Annotated in this window: 11 protein-coding genes; 6 read left to right on the top strand and 5 right to left on the bottom strand. The window is 71.4% G+C overall.

Features of this window, described 5'->3' with window-relative positions; genetic code table 11:
- Positions 1-85: 85 nt before the first annotated feature.
- The 4 genes from P3T41_RS17760 to rpsR all read right to left on the bottom strand — a co-directional run bounded on the left by P3T41_RS17760 (position 86) and on the right by rpsR (position 4,085).
- Positions 86-694, bottom strand: a complete 609-nt coding sequence (locus P3T41_RS17760; RefSeq protein ID WP_348533667.1) for a GNAT family protein — start codon at positions 692-694, stop codon at positions 86-88.
- A 281-nt stretch (positions 695-975) separates the two neighbouring features.
- The gene (locus tag P3T41_RS17755) at positions 976-2,361 is read right to left on the bottom strand and encodes a solute carrier family 23 protein (RefSeq protein ID WP_280690842.1); all 1,386 of its coding nucleotides are present in this window, start codon (positions 2,359-2,361) and stop codon (positions 976-978) included.
- Positions 2,362-2,586: 225 nt separating this feature from the next.
- On the bottom strand, positions 2,587-3,834 hold the full coding sequence (locus P3T41_RS17750; protein ID WP_280690841.1) for a GTP-binding protein: 1,248 nt from the start codon (positions 3,832-3,834) through the stop codon (positions 2,587-2,589).
- The gene (gene rpsR / locus P3T41_RS17745) at positions 3,831-4,085 is read right to left on the bottom strand and encodes a 30S ribosomal protein S18 (protein WP_280690882.1); all 255 of its coding nucleotides are present in this window, start codon (positions 4,083-4,085) and stop codon (positions 3,831-3,833) included. The genes P3T41_RS17750 and rpsR overlap by 4 nt, the downstream gene beginning before the upstream one ends.
- A 218-nt stretch (positions 4,086-4,303) precedes the next feature.
- On the opposite strand from rpsR, the gene rpmG reads away from it, so the two are divergent.
- From rpmG to P3T41_RS17720, 5 genes are all read left to right on the top strand, one after another.
- A complete protein-coding gene (gene rpmG, locus P3T41_RS17740; protein ID WP_280690840.1) occupies positions 4,304-4,468 on the top strand; it encodes a 50S ribosomal protein L33 in 165 nt (54 codons plus the stop codon).
- A 46-nt stretch (positions 4,469-4,514) separates the two neighbouring features.
- Positions 4,515-4,784 (top strand): type B 50S ribosomal protein L31, encoded by a 270-nt coding sequence (locus P3T41_RS17735; protein WP_280690839.1) that lies wholly within the window; start codon positions 4,515-4,517, stop codon positions 4,782-4,784.
- A gap of 367 nt (positions 4,785-5,151) precedes the next feature.
- The gene (locus P3T41_RS17730; protein ID WP_280690838.1) at positions 5,152-5,433 is read left to right on the top strand and encodes a hypothetical protein; all 282 of its coding nucleotides are present in this window, start codon (positions 5,152-5,154) and stop codon (positions 5,431-5,433) included.
- 243 nt (positions 5,434-5,676) lie between these two features.
- Positions 5,677-8,562: a hypothetical protein gene (locus tag P3T41_RS17725; RefSeq protein WP_280690837.1), complete on the top strand. Its 2,886-nt coding sequence runs from the start codon at positions 5,677-5,679 to the stop codon at positions 8,560-8,562.
- Between the two features lie 46 nt (positions 8,563-8,608).
- Positions 8,609-13,012 carry a hypothetical protein gene (locus tag P3T41_RS17720; protein ID WP_280690836.1) on the top strand — a complete coding sequence of 1,468 codons (4,404 nt, stop codon included), beginning with the start codon at positions 8,609-8,611 and terminating at the stop codon, positions 13,010-13,012.
- A 3-nt stretch (positions 13,013-13,015) separates the two neighbouring features.
- Here P3T41_RS17720 and P3T41_RS17715 read toward each other — a convergent pair whose 3' ends face one another.
- Positions 13,016-13,879, bottom strand: coding sequence for a peptidoglycan-binding domain-containing protein (locus P3T41_RS17715; protein ID WP_280690835.1), 864 nt, complete (start codon positions 13,877-13,879; stop codon positions 13,016-13,018).
- A 278-nt stretch (positions 13,880-14,157) separates the two neighbouring features.
- Here P3T41_RS17715 and P3T41_RS17710 point away from each other — a divergent pair, with 278 nt between their 5' ends.
- Positions 14,158-14,943 (top strand): DUF427 domain-containing protein, encoded by a 786-nt coding sequence (locus P3T41_RS17710; protein ID WP_280690834.1) that lies wholly within the window; start codon positions 14,158-14,160, stop codon positions 14,941-14,943.
- Positions 14,944-14,945: the final 2 nt, after the last annotated feature.

The following is a 14,945-nucleotide window of genomic DNA, read 5'->3' as shown; positions in this document are numbered from 1 at the left end:
TGGCCTTGGTGGTGCAGAGTAGCCCCCGCACGCTCGGCAGGCGCCGGGTGGGTCGGGCCGAATCCTCCGTCCCGCCGGCCGCCGATCAACCGCTCGCGGTCAGCTCCTCGGCGAGCAGATCCATCAGCAGCCCGTCGTGCCAACTGCCGTCCGCACCAAGCTCGTAGCGGCGCATCACGCCCACCGGCCGGAACCCGACCTTGGCGTAGCAGCGGATCGCGGCCGCGTTGTCGGCGGCCGGGTCGATCACCAGCCGGTGGTGCCCCAGCGCGGTGACCAGGTGGCGGGCCAGCGTCCGCACGGCGTCGGTACCCAGACCCTGGCCGTGCAGCAGCGGGTCGAGGTAGATGTCGATGCTCGCGTGCCGGTACTCCGGCTCGGACTCCTGCGACCACTGGATCGCCCCGACCACCGTGCCCTGGTGGACGATGGCCAGCGAGTGGTTGCCGGGCTCCGCGAAGTCCTCGGCGACCGCCGCCGCCAGGTCCGCACCACCGCGCCAGCGCTGGTACACCTCGGGGGTACGGCGGATCTCGGCCAGCGCCGGGATGTCGGCGGCGGTGGCCGGGCGCAGCACCACCCGGGCGCCGTGCAGCGTCGGATCGACGGCCGGGTGGGCGCGTTCAGGCGCCTCGGACGGTTCGGGCGGTTCGGACGGTTCAGGTGATTCGGGTGAGTGCGACGGTTCAGGCATGTTCTGACGCTCCCTCAGCCGGACCGGCGCCCGCCGGTCAGACCAGTATCTGCGGGGTCCATCCAACTCCAGCCCGGCCCGCTCGGCGCGTCGGCGGCGCTGGCCCAGGGCCTCTCTTACGGATCTTGGCGCCCGGCAAGATCCGTAAGAGAGGCCCTAGGTGGTGTGGAGCCTCACTGACAGTGCGGAGCGGGGGGAGGCTCCCTTCGTACTGTTTGCCGTCAGCTCGCGCGCACGTGACGAGGCGGACGGCTGCTCCCCGTGGTCCTGCCTCTTTGGAGTCAGCAGTCCGAGGTGCCGCCGTCGTACTCGCTGGTCCCCTCGTCCAGCAGCGGGGACTGCTGCTGTCTCATATGGGCCGGGGCCATCAGGCGCAGCACGTGGTAGCCGATCAGGACGACCAAGGTGCCCAGGGCGATGCCGCTGAGTGAGAAGGTGTCGGAGAACTTCAGGGACACGTTGCCGATGCCGATGATGACACCGGACGCCACTGGGACGAGATGGAGCGGGTTGGTCAGGTCCACCCGGTTGTGCACCCAGATCTGGGCGCCGAGCAGGCCGATCATGCCGTACAGGACGACGGTGATGCCGCCGAGCACACCGCCAGGGATCGCGGCGATCACCGCGCCGAACTTCGGGCAGAGGCCGAAGAGGATCGCGAAGCCGGCGGCGCACCAGTACGCGGCGGTGGAGTAGACCCGGGTCGCGGCCATCACACCGATGTTCTCGGCGTAGGTGGTGGTGGCCGGGCCGCCGACGCTGGTGGAGATCATGGTGGCGGCGCCGTCCGCCATGATCGCCGCGCCCATCCGGTCGTCCAGTGGGTCACCCGTCATCTCGCCCACGGCCTTGACGTGTCCGGCGTTCTCGGCGATCAGTGCGACCACGACGGGCAGGGCCACCAGCACGGCGGAGGCGGAGAAGCTCGGGGCGTGCAGAGTGGGCAGGCCGAGCCACTGGGCCTTGTCCACGCCGGAGAGGTCGAGCCGCCAGTGATCCGTCACCGCTCCGGCCCCGTTGGCGGCGTGGATCCTCCCGAAGATCCGGTCGAAGACCCAGGAGATCGTGTACCCGAAGACCAGGCCCAGGAAGATCGCGATCCGCGACCAGAAGCCGCGCAGCACCACCAGGGCGAGGCCGGTGAACAGCATGGTGAGCAGTGCGGTCCACTGGTCCTGCGGCCAGTACGTCCCGGCGGTGACCGGTGCCAGGTTGAAGCCGATCAGCATCACCACGGCGCCGGTCACGACCGGCGGCAGCACAACGTGGATCACCCGGGCGCCCGCCGCCTTGACCGCCGCGCCGCAGGCCGCGAGCACCGCCCCGACCACCAGCATGGCGCCCGTCAGCGTCGCGGCGTCACCCCCCTGGGCCTTGATCACTGCGGCCACGCCGACGAAGGAGAGGCTGCTGCCGAGGTAGCTGGGGATGCGCCCGCCGGTGACCAGCAGGAAGAAGATGGTCGCGACGCCGGAGACCATCACGGCCAGGTTGGGATCGAGTCCCATCAGGACCGGTGCCACGAAGGTCGCACCGAACATCGCCACCACGTGCTGAGCGCCGAGCCCGACCGTGCGCCCCCAGCTCAGCCGCTCGTCCGGCTTGACCACTGCGCCAGGCGCGGGGCTCTTTCCGTCACCGTGCAGCTTCCAGCCGAAGCCCGCCATGGGCCACTCCCCTCGTCGGAATCGCCCACGCGGGCAGCTCGGAGCATCAGCGGATCACACGACGCCTGCCGATGCAAAGCCCCGCCGCTGCACAAGTGGACGCGCGATCACCCCGCGCCGGGAAGCCGGTAGACCCGGCTGCACGCCGCCGCCAGAGCCTCGTGCTGCGATGCGGCCCCCTGGGGAATTGTTTCGTGGGAGCCGATGCTCCGCGGGCGGTGGTGACTACGTCAGGGCGGCGTGCTCGTGGTCGTGGTCGTCCTGGATCGCGTATTCGTCCCAGGCCGGGAACGGGTCCTCGAACGCCGTCCAGGCGCGCGGCCCGGCCGCGTGCTCGGCGCCGTCCAGCAGGCACTCGGTGAGCGCGACGGTCAGCTCGTCCTTGCGCAGGCCGGTGCCGATGAAGACCAGTTCCTGGCCGTTCTGGACCGGCTCGTCGCCGAGACCGCTCAATGCCGTGCCGTCGGTCAGGCCGCCCAGGCCGGTCCGTTCGGTCAGGGTGGAGCGCATGCCGGAGGGTTCGAAGCGGGCGACCGAACCGGCCTGGGACCAGAGTCCGGTGACGGCTGGCCTCGAGGCCAGCCAGAAGAAGCCCTTGGAGCGCAGCACGGTGCCGAACTCCCCCGCGTCGAGCCGGCGGCTCACCAACTCCCAGAGGCGGCCGGGGTGAAAGGGGCGTTCGGCGCGGAAGACCAGGCTGCTGATGCCGTACTCCTCCGTCTCCGGGACGTGGTCGCCGTTGAGTTCGGCCACCCAGCCCGGGGCTTCCTGGGCCTTCGTCAGGTCGAAGCGTCCGGTGCCGAGCAGTTCGGCGGGCGGGACCCGGCCGGCGGTCGCGCGGATGATCCGGGCGGTGGGGTTGAGGCGGCTGAGCGCGGCGGCCAGGCGGTCGGCCTCCTCGACGGTGACGAGGTCGGTCTTGTTCAGCACCAGGACGTCGGCGAACTCGACCTGGTCCATCAACAGGTCGCTGACGGTGCGTTCGTCGTCCTCGTACTGGTCGAGCCCGCGGGCCGTCAGCTCGTCGCCGCCGCGCAGCTCGGGCAGGAAGTTGGCCGCGTCCACCACGGTGACCATGGTGTCCAGGCGGGCGAGGTCGCCGAGCGTGGCGCCGTCATCGCGGGCGAAGACGAAGGTGGCCGCCACGGGCATCGGCTCGGAGATGCCGCTGGACTCGATCAGCAGGTAGTCGAAGCGGCCGGCCCGGGCGAGGCGGTCGACCTCCTCCAGCAGGTCGTCGCGCAGCGTGCAGCAGATGCAGCCGTTGGTCATCTCGACCAGGCGCTCCTCGGTCCGGGAGAGCGCTCCCCCGCCGTCGCGGACCAGCGCCGCGTCGATGTTGATCTCGCTCATGTCGTTGACGATCACCGCGACCCGCAGGCCGTCGCGGTTGTTCAGCAGGTGGTTGAGCAGGGTGGTCTTGCCCGCGCCGAGGAACCCGGACAGCACGGTGACCGGCAGCCGCCCGCTCACCGTCCGGCCCTCGCGGCAGCCGGAGCGCCGGAGACGTACGGCAGCAGGGCCATCTCTCGGGCGTTCTTGATGGCGCGGGCCATCTGGCGCTGCTGCTGTGCGGTGAGGCGGGTGACGCGGCGGCTGCGGATCTTGCCTCGGTCGGAGACGAACTTCCGCAGCAGGTTGGTGTCCTTGTAGTCGATGTAGGTGATGCGGGCTTCGTGCAGCGGGTTGGGGCGCGGCTTGCGGTCCCGGCGGGCGGGGGCGATCTTGGTCACGGTTTCCTTGCCGGGCTGGCGACCGGTGAACTGGCAGTGGGCGGACATGACGACTCCGAATCACAGGAGCAGGGCGGCGGCAGGCGGGCCAGCACACGGGAATGCGCGCCGCCGCCGCGAACGTTGGAGCGACAGTACACCAGATGAAAACGAAAACCATTACGCTAGAGTCTGGTGCACGCCGCCACGACGCGCCTGGAAGGACCCCCATGGCCCGCAACGAACTGCGCCCGATCATCAAGCTGGGCTCCGCCGAAGGGACCGGCTACACCTACGTCACCCGCAAGAACCGCCGCACCGACCCCGACCGGCTGGTCCTGCGCAAGTACGACCCCGTCGCCCGCAAGCACGTCCTCTTCCGCGAAGAGCGCTGACCCCGAACCCCGCCGCAGACCCCGAACCCCCTCCAGGAGGAACCCCATGAAGCCCGGTATCCACCCCGAGTACCGCCCCGTCGTCTTCCGCGACAAGGTCGGCGGCCTCAGCTTCCTCTCACGCTCCACCGCCACCAGCGACAAGACCGTCGAATGGGAGGACGGCAACACCTACCCCGTCATCGACGTCGAGATCTCCTCCGCCAGCCACCCCTTCTACACCGGCAACGCCCGCGTCCTGGACACCGCCGGCCGCGTCGAACTCTTCCAGCGCCGCTACGGCCTCACCGGCTCGAAGCCCGGCACCCCGAGCTGACCCCGCCGAGAGCCGAGCGGAACTGCTTCCGTATGCGTGGGCCGCTCTGCCGGGAACTGATCCGCGCGGGTGGCGCGCACCCGGTCTGCGGCGACGACGCCAGGTCACCGCCCGATCTCCTGATAGCTTCGCCAACCTCTGCGAGGCCCCGGGGGCCCGGCCGACCACCGGCCGGGCCCTCCTGTCGATCGAGACCATCAGGGAGCAGGGCGAGGGGACGTCGGCCTCGCCCGATGCGCCGTTCACCCAGGACGCGCCGGCGCACTACTACGCGTTCGGCGAGATCTACCACGAACGCCGGCTGCGGCAGGTCGACGGGACCTGGGAGTTCAGCGGCGAGGCCGTCCCGTTCCCGGACGCCCGCCCGATGGGTGTCGTCCCCGCAGGCGGCTGGCCCGCCTCGGCCGACGAGGTCCGGCGGCTGCTCCAGCAGTTCGACGAGACCTACACGAGCGTTCTCCGCGACCTCCAGGGTGCGTGGGCGACCGGAGACGCATCCGCGGCGGACGCCGCGGTGGCCGCGATGCTCGAACTGGAGGAGCCGGCCGTCAAGCTGATGGACATCCCGCTGCCCGACGGTACCGGCAACTACGGCCCGCAGTTCCGACCGGCGCCCGGCGCCGGGGCGGAAGCCGGTGCGCGGTCGTAGCGCCAGAATGTCGGGCGGTCGGAACTCGGCGTGCACCCAGCCGGATTGTCGGGTCAGGTCGCCCACGCACCCTGGGAGGTACGGACGCTGCGCTGCGATCGCACAGCTGCCGGGGTTGTTCTCGGACCGGCGAGGGGACGGGGCCGGCTGCGCCACGCGGTCCGGGCATGGTCTCCAGGGTGCGCCGGTGAACGTCCGGTAGGTTCAGATACGTCTCTTCCGGGCTGCGGATGGCGAGGTCAGATGCCCGACTCCAGTGCCTCGGTGGTCCGGGCCGATGATCTGCTCGCGCTCGACTTCGAGTTCTACAACCTCACACTCAGTACGTCACACGGCTCCCCGCCGCAGCTGACCAGGATCACCAGCGGGCAGCCCGCGTACATCGTGGTGAAGTTGCCCCCGCAGCACCTCGCCGAGCCGGCCTTCACCGAGGATCCGGTCACCGGCCTGCCGCAGTCCGTGCCGGAGCTGCCGCTCAACTCGGTGTTTGCGGGAGAGAGCCGACTGGCCTTCCAACTCCCCGACGCCGTCCAGTCCGTGCCGTTCACGCTGGCGGCCCTGCTGGACTGGAGCAGCCTCGTGCCGAGCCTGCCGGCCAACGCGCTGCCCGCAGCACCAGACCTGACGGCCGGTCAGCCGGCTCCGGCGCCACCGGCGGACTGGCAGACGGCGATCGAACTCCCGTACCGCCTGCTGCTCTCACCGGATGCCAGTGGCCGCTGGACGCACGCGCTCTCGCCGGTCACCCGGGCCGGCGTCACCGAGCTGTGGCACACCCGGCTCGGCGCCCTGGGCCCGGACGGGAGCGTCACCGAAACCGCGCTTCCGGCGCTGCGGCCGGTCTGGGCGGTCGACCTGCCGGCGGGCAGCGTCGCGGACGGTTCCGGCGGGCCACTGGACACGCCGACCCGGCAGGCGATCGTCCTCGGCTCGGGTGACTTCAGCCCGCGCACCCCGGGCGGGCCCGCCCACCTGGCCCCGCCGCTGAGCGCCACCGGGCTGACGCTGTCCGCGCTGGGCGCCTGGACCGACCTGCGGGGTGCCTGGAGCCCGTCGGACTTTCCGGTCGGCGCGATCCAGCTCGTCTGGTGGCACCAGATCGTCGCCCAAGGCCGCGACCAGTACGCGCAGGCCACCCGGCTCGGCACGCTCTACCCGCTCGGGCTGCGCGCGGTCTCCGTGGCGGTCACCGAGCGCAAGCCGAGCACGGCGCGGGACGGCGTCAGCGGGGACATGCTGCTCACGCGGCCGAACCTGGTCGTGGTGCTGGAGCCGAGCATCGACTACGGGTCGCTGCCGACCCCCAGCCCGACCATGCCGCTGCGCAGCGTCCGCCTGCTCACCCGCTCGGTCTGGGCCGATCCACTGCCGGCGACACCGGAGGTGATCCAGGTCAAGGGCCTGCCGTACCAGTTCCACGTGGTCGGCCGGGACTGGCTCGGCTCGCCGGTCGACTTCAGCCTGCCGCTGCTGTTCGTCCCGGACGGCAGCACGTATCAGGCGACACACGACGCCTACGTCCCGGTCAACAAGCCGGTGTCCCTGCGGCGGCAGCGAGTGGCCCTCGCGCAGGAGGACCCGGCCAGCAGCGGCGGCACCACGTTGCCGGTCGACAGCATCACCTTCGACACGGTCGAGGCCCGCTCCGGTACCCCCCAGCCCGCCGCGGCCGGCCCGCCGCCGTACCTGCCGCTGCTCACGCAGGCGGTCGCCCAGGTGCCCGCCGTCGACCACCTGCTCGGCTCGACCTCTCCGCTCGGCCTGGTGACGCTTGGCCTGACGGATCCGAGCAGCACGCCCGGGAAGGTCTTCGCCACCCTCGCGGCTCAGGCGGGGCTCCCCTTCCCGCCGACCATCGCCGGTGGCCTGGCGGCGTCCCAGGCCGGTCTGACCGCGCTGTCCGCGGCGCTCGGTCCGCAGCTGTCCACGGCCGGCCTCCAGAGCCTGGGCCAGCTGCTCGGCAGCGGCATCGACCTGACGCAGATCATCGACACCTCGATGGCGCCGACGATGCAGCAGACCGTGAGCTCCGACCAGATCACCGTCACCTTCACCTGGCAGCCCACGCTCAGGACCTCCCCAGATCCTCTGGTGCTCAATCAGGGGGGCACGTCCGTCCTGGCGCTCAAGGCCGTTGCCGTCAGCCGGCTTTCGCCCCTCGCACCGCCGCCGCTGCCCGGTGGGCCGCCGCTGCCGCCGGTGGTGCCGGGACCGCCGAGTCTGACGGTCGACGGAAGCCTCAGCTGCTTCGCGCTCAGGTTCCCGATGATCGAGATCTCCTTCGCCTCGCTGGCGTTCCACTCCGAGACCGGCAGCAAGACCAGCCTCACCCCGCAGGGCGTCCGGGTGACTCTGCAGGACGAGTTGCAGTTTCTCAACGCGCTGGCCGATCTGGTGCCACTCGACGGGTTCGACGGCCTGCCCGACATCCAGGTCACTCCGCAGCGCGTGGTCGTCTCGTACGTGCTGGGCCTGCCGGGGTTCGGGATCGGCATCTTCAGCGTGGCGAACGTCCAGCTCTCCGTCCGGCTCACGCTGCCGCTCGTCGCGGGGGTGCCGACCGCCGTTCGGGTGGCGTTCTCCGAGCGGGACCATCCCTTCCAGATCGCCGTGGCCATGCTCGGCGGCACCGGCTTCTTCGCGGTGGAGGCCGACACCGCGGGCATCCGGTCGCTCGAGGGCCAGGTCGAGGCCGGCGCGAACATCACCGTCAGCCTGCTGCAGGTGGTCAACGCCAACGTCCATGCCCTGGTCGGGTTCTACTTCGGCCTGGACGACACCACCAAGCAGTTGACGTTCAGCGGCTACCTGCGGGTCGGCGGCGCGGTGGACGTGCCGGGGATCGCCGGGATCTCGATCGACTGCTACCTGGGGCTCACCTACCCTGTGGGCGGCACCTCCATCGTCGCGCAGGGAAGTCTCACGGTCGGCGTCCACCTGCTGACCTTCACCAAGTCCGTGACCCTCAACGTGGCGCACGAATTCCCGTTCCCCGGCGGTTCGAGCCAGTCGGCGGCCGCCGTTTCCGGCGCCGCAGGCCGACCATCGCCGGCCGGCCCGGGCGACCCGGCTTTCGACGAACTGCTGTCGGCCGCCGACTGGGAGACGTACTGCCGGGCCTTCGCCTGAGGCCCTGGCCCTGCCGCTGCCGCTGCCGCCAAGACAGGAAGCAAAGTTGACACTGAGTCAGACGGTTGTCTGGACCGCGCTGCCGAACGGCATCACCGGAGACCCCACCGCCCGCAGTCTGCTCCTGTCGGTGCTCGTCTCGCCGCGCCTGGCGAGCGACCAACCACAGGCCCCGCTCAGCGGGGACTTCGCCGACTGGCCGGCCCGCCTGGCCGACGCCACCTTCACCGTCCACGTGCCGGGCGTCGCGCCGGTGACCGCGACGCGGGTCGGCCAGGCGCCCGACTCGGCGCTCTGGAAGGCCCTGTTCGGGCCGTCCACCACGGTGGAGTCGTACGCCTTCGACGCCCTCGGCGACCAGCAGGTCTACAACTCCTACTCGGCCTCGGACCTGCACGGACAGATCCGGCAGCGCTACCAACAGTTGGGCGTCAACTCGATGGTGGGCGTGGATCGGGCCGGCCTTCGCACCGCCTTCGCCCCGCTGCTGTCGGCTTTCACCGGATCCGGATCCGGATCCGGACCCGGATCGGCCTCGCCGATCGCCGCCACGGACCCGGCCGTCACCCCGTTCGCCCGGCTCGCCGCGTTCCACGGCGGCGCGACGTTCCCCGTCTCGACTCCGCCGCCGGCGCCGCCGACGCTGGACTTCCACCAGGCGCTCACCTTCCTCGCCGACCACCCCGAACTCATGCGGCGACTGGGTCTGCTGATCGATCTGGAACTGCCCGCAGGCGCTCTCCCGCCGTCGCCGCAACTGCTCCAGGTGGTACCGGTGTTCACCTCGCCGCTGGTGGGCAGCTCGCTCAGTCCGAGCACGGCCTACCTGCTGACCGGCGACCAGTTCTTCGAGGCCGCTCCCACCCCGGCCCCGGTCACGCCCACCCCGGCCCCCGCCCCGACCGGTACCGCCGTGCCGGACCGAGTACACGAACCGGGACCGACCAGGTTTCCGACCGTCCCGGCACCGAACGAACTGGTGCACGGGCTGCTCAACCTGCCCTTCCAGAACGCCTTCGAGATCATCCAACTCGACCTGGACAGCAGCGGGTTGAAGGTCATCAACATGCTGTGCTCGCTGGCTTCGACGCCCACCGGACCGGACGACGGCAGCGGCCTGCCCGCGCTGCGCACCAGCGGAGTGAGCATCGCCCGGGCCGGCCAGGCGGTGAACCTGTTGAACCGGATGTCGGCGGCCGCCGCCACCAACGCCGCGCTCACCAACCCGGCGCTCCCCGGCGGCGGTTCGGCGACCCTGTACGCGGAGGACCTGGTGCGCGGCTACCGGATGGACGTCCAGGACGTCGCCACCGGCACCTGGCTGTCACTGCACCAGCGGGTCGGCACCTACACCTTCACCGAGTACCCCGGCGGTCCGTTCACCGTGACCATCACCGACGAGGGCGCCGTGCAACCGGTGGCGAGCAGACGGCTCGGCCCGGACGGCGTCCTGCCGGACCCCGCCTCGCCCTGGTTCATCCACGAGTCACTGCTGCGCTGGCAGGGCTGGAGCCTGGCGGCGCCGCACCCTGGACTGACCATCACCGACAGCGGGCCCGGCACGGTGACCAGCCAGCCGCCGATCGGCGGACTCCCGCTCCAGGCCGGCTTCCAGGTGGTACCGGGGACGCTACCGAGGCTGCGCTTCGGCCGGGCTTACCTGTTCCGGGTCAGGGCCGTGGACCTGGCCGGCAACGGCCCCGATCTGGCCGGGGCCCAGGCCGTGCAGGACGCGCTGACCGCCGCGAACACGACCGTGCCGGTGCTGCCGCCCGCCGACGGCCCGCCGTACGTCCACCGCCGGTTCGAACCGGTGCTGTCGCCGGTGCTGGTACCGGCCGAGCGGTTCAGCGAGGGCGAGTGCACGCAGCGGCTGGTCATCCGCAGTCGCACCGGGACCAGCACGGCGCAGTACGCCGGGCTGCTCAACTCCGAGGTCCCGACCGTCGGTCCACCCGGCGTCGAAGGCTACTTCGCCACCTGCGCGCGACACGCCGCGCCGCCCAGTTGCTCGCAGGCGATGGCGGAGGCGCACGGTGTCCTCGACGCCTCGTTCGGGACGGGCGCCGGCTTCACGCAGACGTACAACATCTCCCGCAAGGAGAAGGGCAGCCTCTCCGACAACTCGGTGATCGACATCGGCACCGGGCTGGCCGTGCCGATCCCGGGTATCACGCACGTCGCCCCGGGCACCGGCATCGTGACCACCCGGCCGAGCGTCGAGCAGGTGTCCGGGCCGGACGGCGGCTACGTCGTGCACCATGAGGACCAGCTGCAACTGCCCTACCTGCCGGACCCGCTCGCGCGTGGGGCAGCCCTGTTCGGGGTGCCGGGCGTACCCGACGGCCAGGCCGGGATGCTGGACGCGAGCGGTGCGCTGACCTTCGCCCCGTCAGCGCTCAGCGCCCCGACCCTGGCAGCACTCGGCGGCCCGTCGGTGCACCTCGACTTCGGCGCGAACTGGCCCGAGCAGCAGCCGTTCCGGATCCAGCTCGCCGAGCCGGACCCCACCCGGCCGCCCGGCACCCGGCTGCCGAGCTGGGATCCGCGGGCCCGGGTGCTGACCGTCTACCTGGCGCAGGCCGAGCAGGCCCAACTGCGGCTCAGCAGCTACCTGTCGACCACCGCCACCCAGCCCGCCGACCCGGCGCTGCTGGACAGCCTCGGAGTGTGGCGTTGGGTGGCCGACTACCAGCCGCCCGGACCGGACGACGTTCCTGCCGCGCTGCTGGGCGGCCACCGGATGCTCACCCCGTCGCGCACCGTGCAGTTGGTGCACGCCGTCGAGGCCCCGCTGGCGGCTCCGGCCCCCAGCGGGTTCCCGAAGACCGCGCCGCGCGATCTGGAGGCCACCTTCGCCTACGTCGGCGGTTCGCTGACCGTGCACGGCCCGAGCACCGCCAAGGTCGACCTGCTGGCCACCTGGACCGACCAACTCGACCTCGACACCGAAACCGGGCCGATGTCCAGGGCGCGTACCGCGCACGTCCTGACGGTGCCGGTCACCCTGCCCGGCGAGGACGACGGCACTCCGGTCACCCCCGCCGACACGGTGTCACCCGCCGGCTACGACCCGGTGGCCGGCGTGATCACCTTCCAGCCCCCGTCTCCCGGCGACGAGTCGGGGCGCACGTACCTCGCGCGGCACGAGTTCGGCGACACCAAGGCCCGCACGGTCAGCTACCAGGGCGTGGCCACCTCGCGATTCCGCGAGTACTTTCCCCCGGCGGTGACGGGTGACCCGCAGCGGATCACCGTCACCGGCCCGGCCGTCGCGGTCCAGGTGCCGAGCACGGCCCGGCCGGCCGGACCGACCGTGGTCTCCGTGCTGCCCACCTTCACCTGGCAGCGGGACACCAACCCGGACGGCTCCCGGGTGAGCGGCCGCAGCAGCGGTATCCGGGTGTACCTGGACCGCCCGTGGTTCTCCTCCGGGGACGGCGAGTTGCTGGGCGTGGTGTTCAACGACATCACGCACTACCCGCCCACCGAGCAGGTGGCGCCGTATGTCACCCAGTGGGGGCAGGACCTCGTCTTCACGTCACACCCGATCATCAGCAGCGGGCCCCAGTCCGGAGCGTTCGTCGGGGCGGCCGCCACCCAGAGCGGGCTGCAGCTCAGCGAGTTCTCCGTCCAGCCGAACGGCGTGCTCACCAGTCCCGTGAACATCCCCGACGTGTTCTCGGTGGCCGGGTACCCCGTCCAGTTCGATGCCGATCGCGGGCTCTGGTACTGCGACATCCAGCTGGCCGGGCCGGAGTTGGAGACGTACACGCCGTTCGTCCGACTGGCGCTGGCCCGCTACCAGCCGAACTCGCTGCCGGGTCTTGAGCTCTCCCGGGTGGTCCGCGCCGACGCCGTCCAGGTCCCACCACCGCGGACCGTCACGCTCACACCGACGGCGAACCCGGACGTGTTCCAGCTGCTCGTGCAGGGCCAGACGTACTACCTCGCGTCCTGGCACGACGGCGACGACGACTACTGGTATGTGGACTGGCCGGACGGCCCGATCAACCCCCGCCCGGCACTGGTCGAGGTCACGGTGGAGGAACGCGTCCAGGGGGCGTCGGACGATCTCGGCTGGAACGCCTACGGCGGCAAGGACAGCTCGGTGCTAGCCGATCCGAACGTGCAGCTGGCGGGCCAGGGGCCGCCCACGATCCCGAAGCAGCTGTGGACCGGGACGGTCACCCTGCCGCCGGGCCGGACGGACGGTCAGTTCCGCATCGTGGTTCGGGAGTGCGAGCACCTCGGCTCGGACAGGATGAAGCTCGATGAGGAACCGGCGGACTCGGTGCCGACGTCGTCGACCGGTCCGGGCACCGGCCCGCATCCGGAGACGCCCGTGACAGGGGTGCCCGTGACCAAGGTCGAGATCCGGATCCACCCCGGATACGGACGCCTGGTGTTCGCCGAAACCCTGGAGGTCGGAGCCAGGACCGCCCCCTGACGCTCAGGAGCCGGCCGGCACGCCGGTGCCGAGGGCCGCCCAGGTGGTCGGACCCACGATGCCGTCCGCGGTCAGCTGCTGGGCAGTCTGGAAGGCGCGCACCGCCGCGTCGGTGTCCGAGGCGAAGTTGCCGTCCACCGAACCGCTGAAGTACTGGAGCGTGGTCAGCCGGGACTGCAGGAAGTTGACGTCGTCCCCGGTCGACCCGATCTTGATCGTCGTGCGCTCGCCGGAGGGGATGTACACCAGGGTGGTGAGGTCGCCGCCCTGACTGACGATCCGAGCGGCGGTGAGGAACAGGGCGCGGTTCGCGGCGTTGCGCGGATCCAGGTTCACGCCCGAGAGATGGCACTGGGCCGCGGCGGTGGTCCAGTCGTGGCTCGCCGCGGCGGCCCGGAAGGCCGGCCACCCGGCGAAGTTGCTCCCCTGTGCCCAGGCCATGCTGAGCAGCCCGAGCTGGGCGTCGGCCGGCCAGCTGTCGTAGTCGGTGAACTGCTGCCTCAAGCTCGTCTCGTTGCTCGCGGCCTTGTTGCTCACCAGGGTGTCGATGGCCGGGTCCGGCAGCATCAGCTTGGTGAGCGGATCGCACGCGGTGTGCCCCTTCTGGGCGAACGTCGGGTCGGCCAGGGCGGCGTTCTTCACCGCGTTCCAGTCCTGGTCGATGTCGGAGCTGCCCGCTGCGGCCCCCGGGGTGGGCTGGTTGGACTTGAAGACGAAACCGCTCACAGCGAGCGCGGCACTCTCGGGGTCGATCAGGTTGCCGATGCCGATCGTGACGAGATTCTTCAGGTCGACGTACATGTAGGGCACCCGGCCCTCGAGCTGGGTGGAGAAGGCGAAGAAGTTCTGCTGGACGCTCTCGTACATGCCGATATCCCTTCGCACGGCTGCCGGCCACCGATCCACCGCGGCACTGCGCACCAGTGCTTTCCACCGTAGGTCGGGCCCTGGCGGACCGCCTCTGGGCGCACTTCCCCGCGCTCGCTGACAACTTGGGGCTTGCCACGCAGACAGGCGCCGGGCAGGCTCGGGTGAGTTCGGTCGCCGATCGCAAGCGCGCGGGCCGCGGCGAGGAACCTCGAGTGCGGGACCGGGGAGGCCTACGCTGGACAGCGGAGTCACCCGCCCCAGCAAGGGAGCCCGCCGTGCCCGATCATCGGGACTACCCCCAGGTCAACGTCCAGGTCAACCACGTCGAGCCGGTGCCGCGCCGGATCCGCGCCGTGCTGGCGGGAGAGACCGTCCTCGACACCACCCAGGCCCGCTACGTCTGGGAGGTGCCCTACTACCCGCAGTACTACATCCCGCTCACCGACGTCCGCGCCGAGCTGCTGGTGCCGGGCGACGGCACCGAGCCGAGCCCCCGCGGCACCGTCGAGCGCTACGGGCTGCGCGTGGGTGACACCGACCGGCCCGGCGCGCTCGGCCTGCTGCGGGAGTCACCGATCGATGGGCTCGGCGGCACCGCGCGTTTCGAGTGGGACGCCCTCGACGCCTGGTACGAGGAGGACGAGCAGGTCTTCGTCCACCCCCGCAGCCCGTACGTCCGGGTCGACGCGCTGCGCTCGACCCGGACGGTGCGCGTCGAGCGCGACGGCACGGTGCTCGCCGAGTCCTCCTCCCCGGTGATGGTCTTCGAGACCGGGCTGCCGACCCGGTACTACCTCAACCGCACCGACGTCGACTTCAGCCGCCTGGTCCCCAGCGACACCGTCACCGCCTGCCCCTACAAGGGCACCACCAGTGGCTACTGGTCGGCCCGGGTCGGCGAGCGGCTCCACCCGGACCTCGCCTGGTGCTACGACTTCCCCAGCTACCCGCTCACGCCCGTCGCCGGGCTGATCGCGTTCTACAACGAGCGGGTCGACCTCTTCCTCGACGGCCAGCGGCTCGGCCGCCCGCAGCGCCCCGGCACCCGCTCCGGCAGCTGATC

The organism is Kitasatospora sp. GAS204B (assembly GCF_029892155.1).
Taxonomy (GTDB): domain Bacteria; phylum Actinomycetota; class Actinomycetes; order Streptomycetales; family Streptomycetaceae; genus Kitasatospora.
The sequence above is the reverse complement of the archived record's forward strand: the minus strand, read 5'-3'. Positions and strand labels throughout refer to the sequence as shown.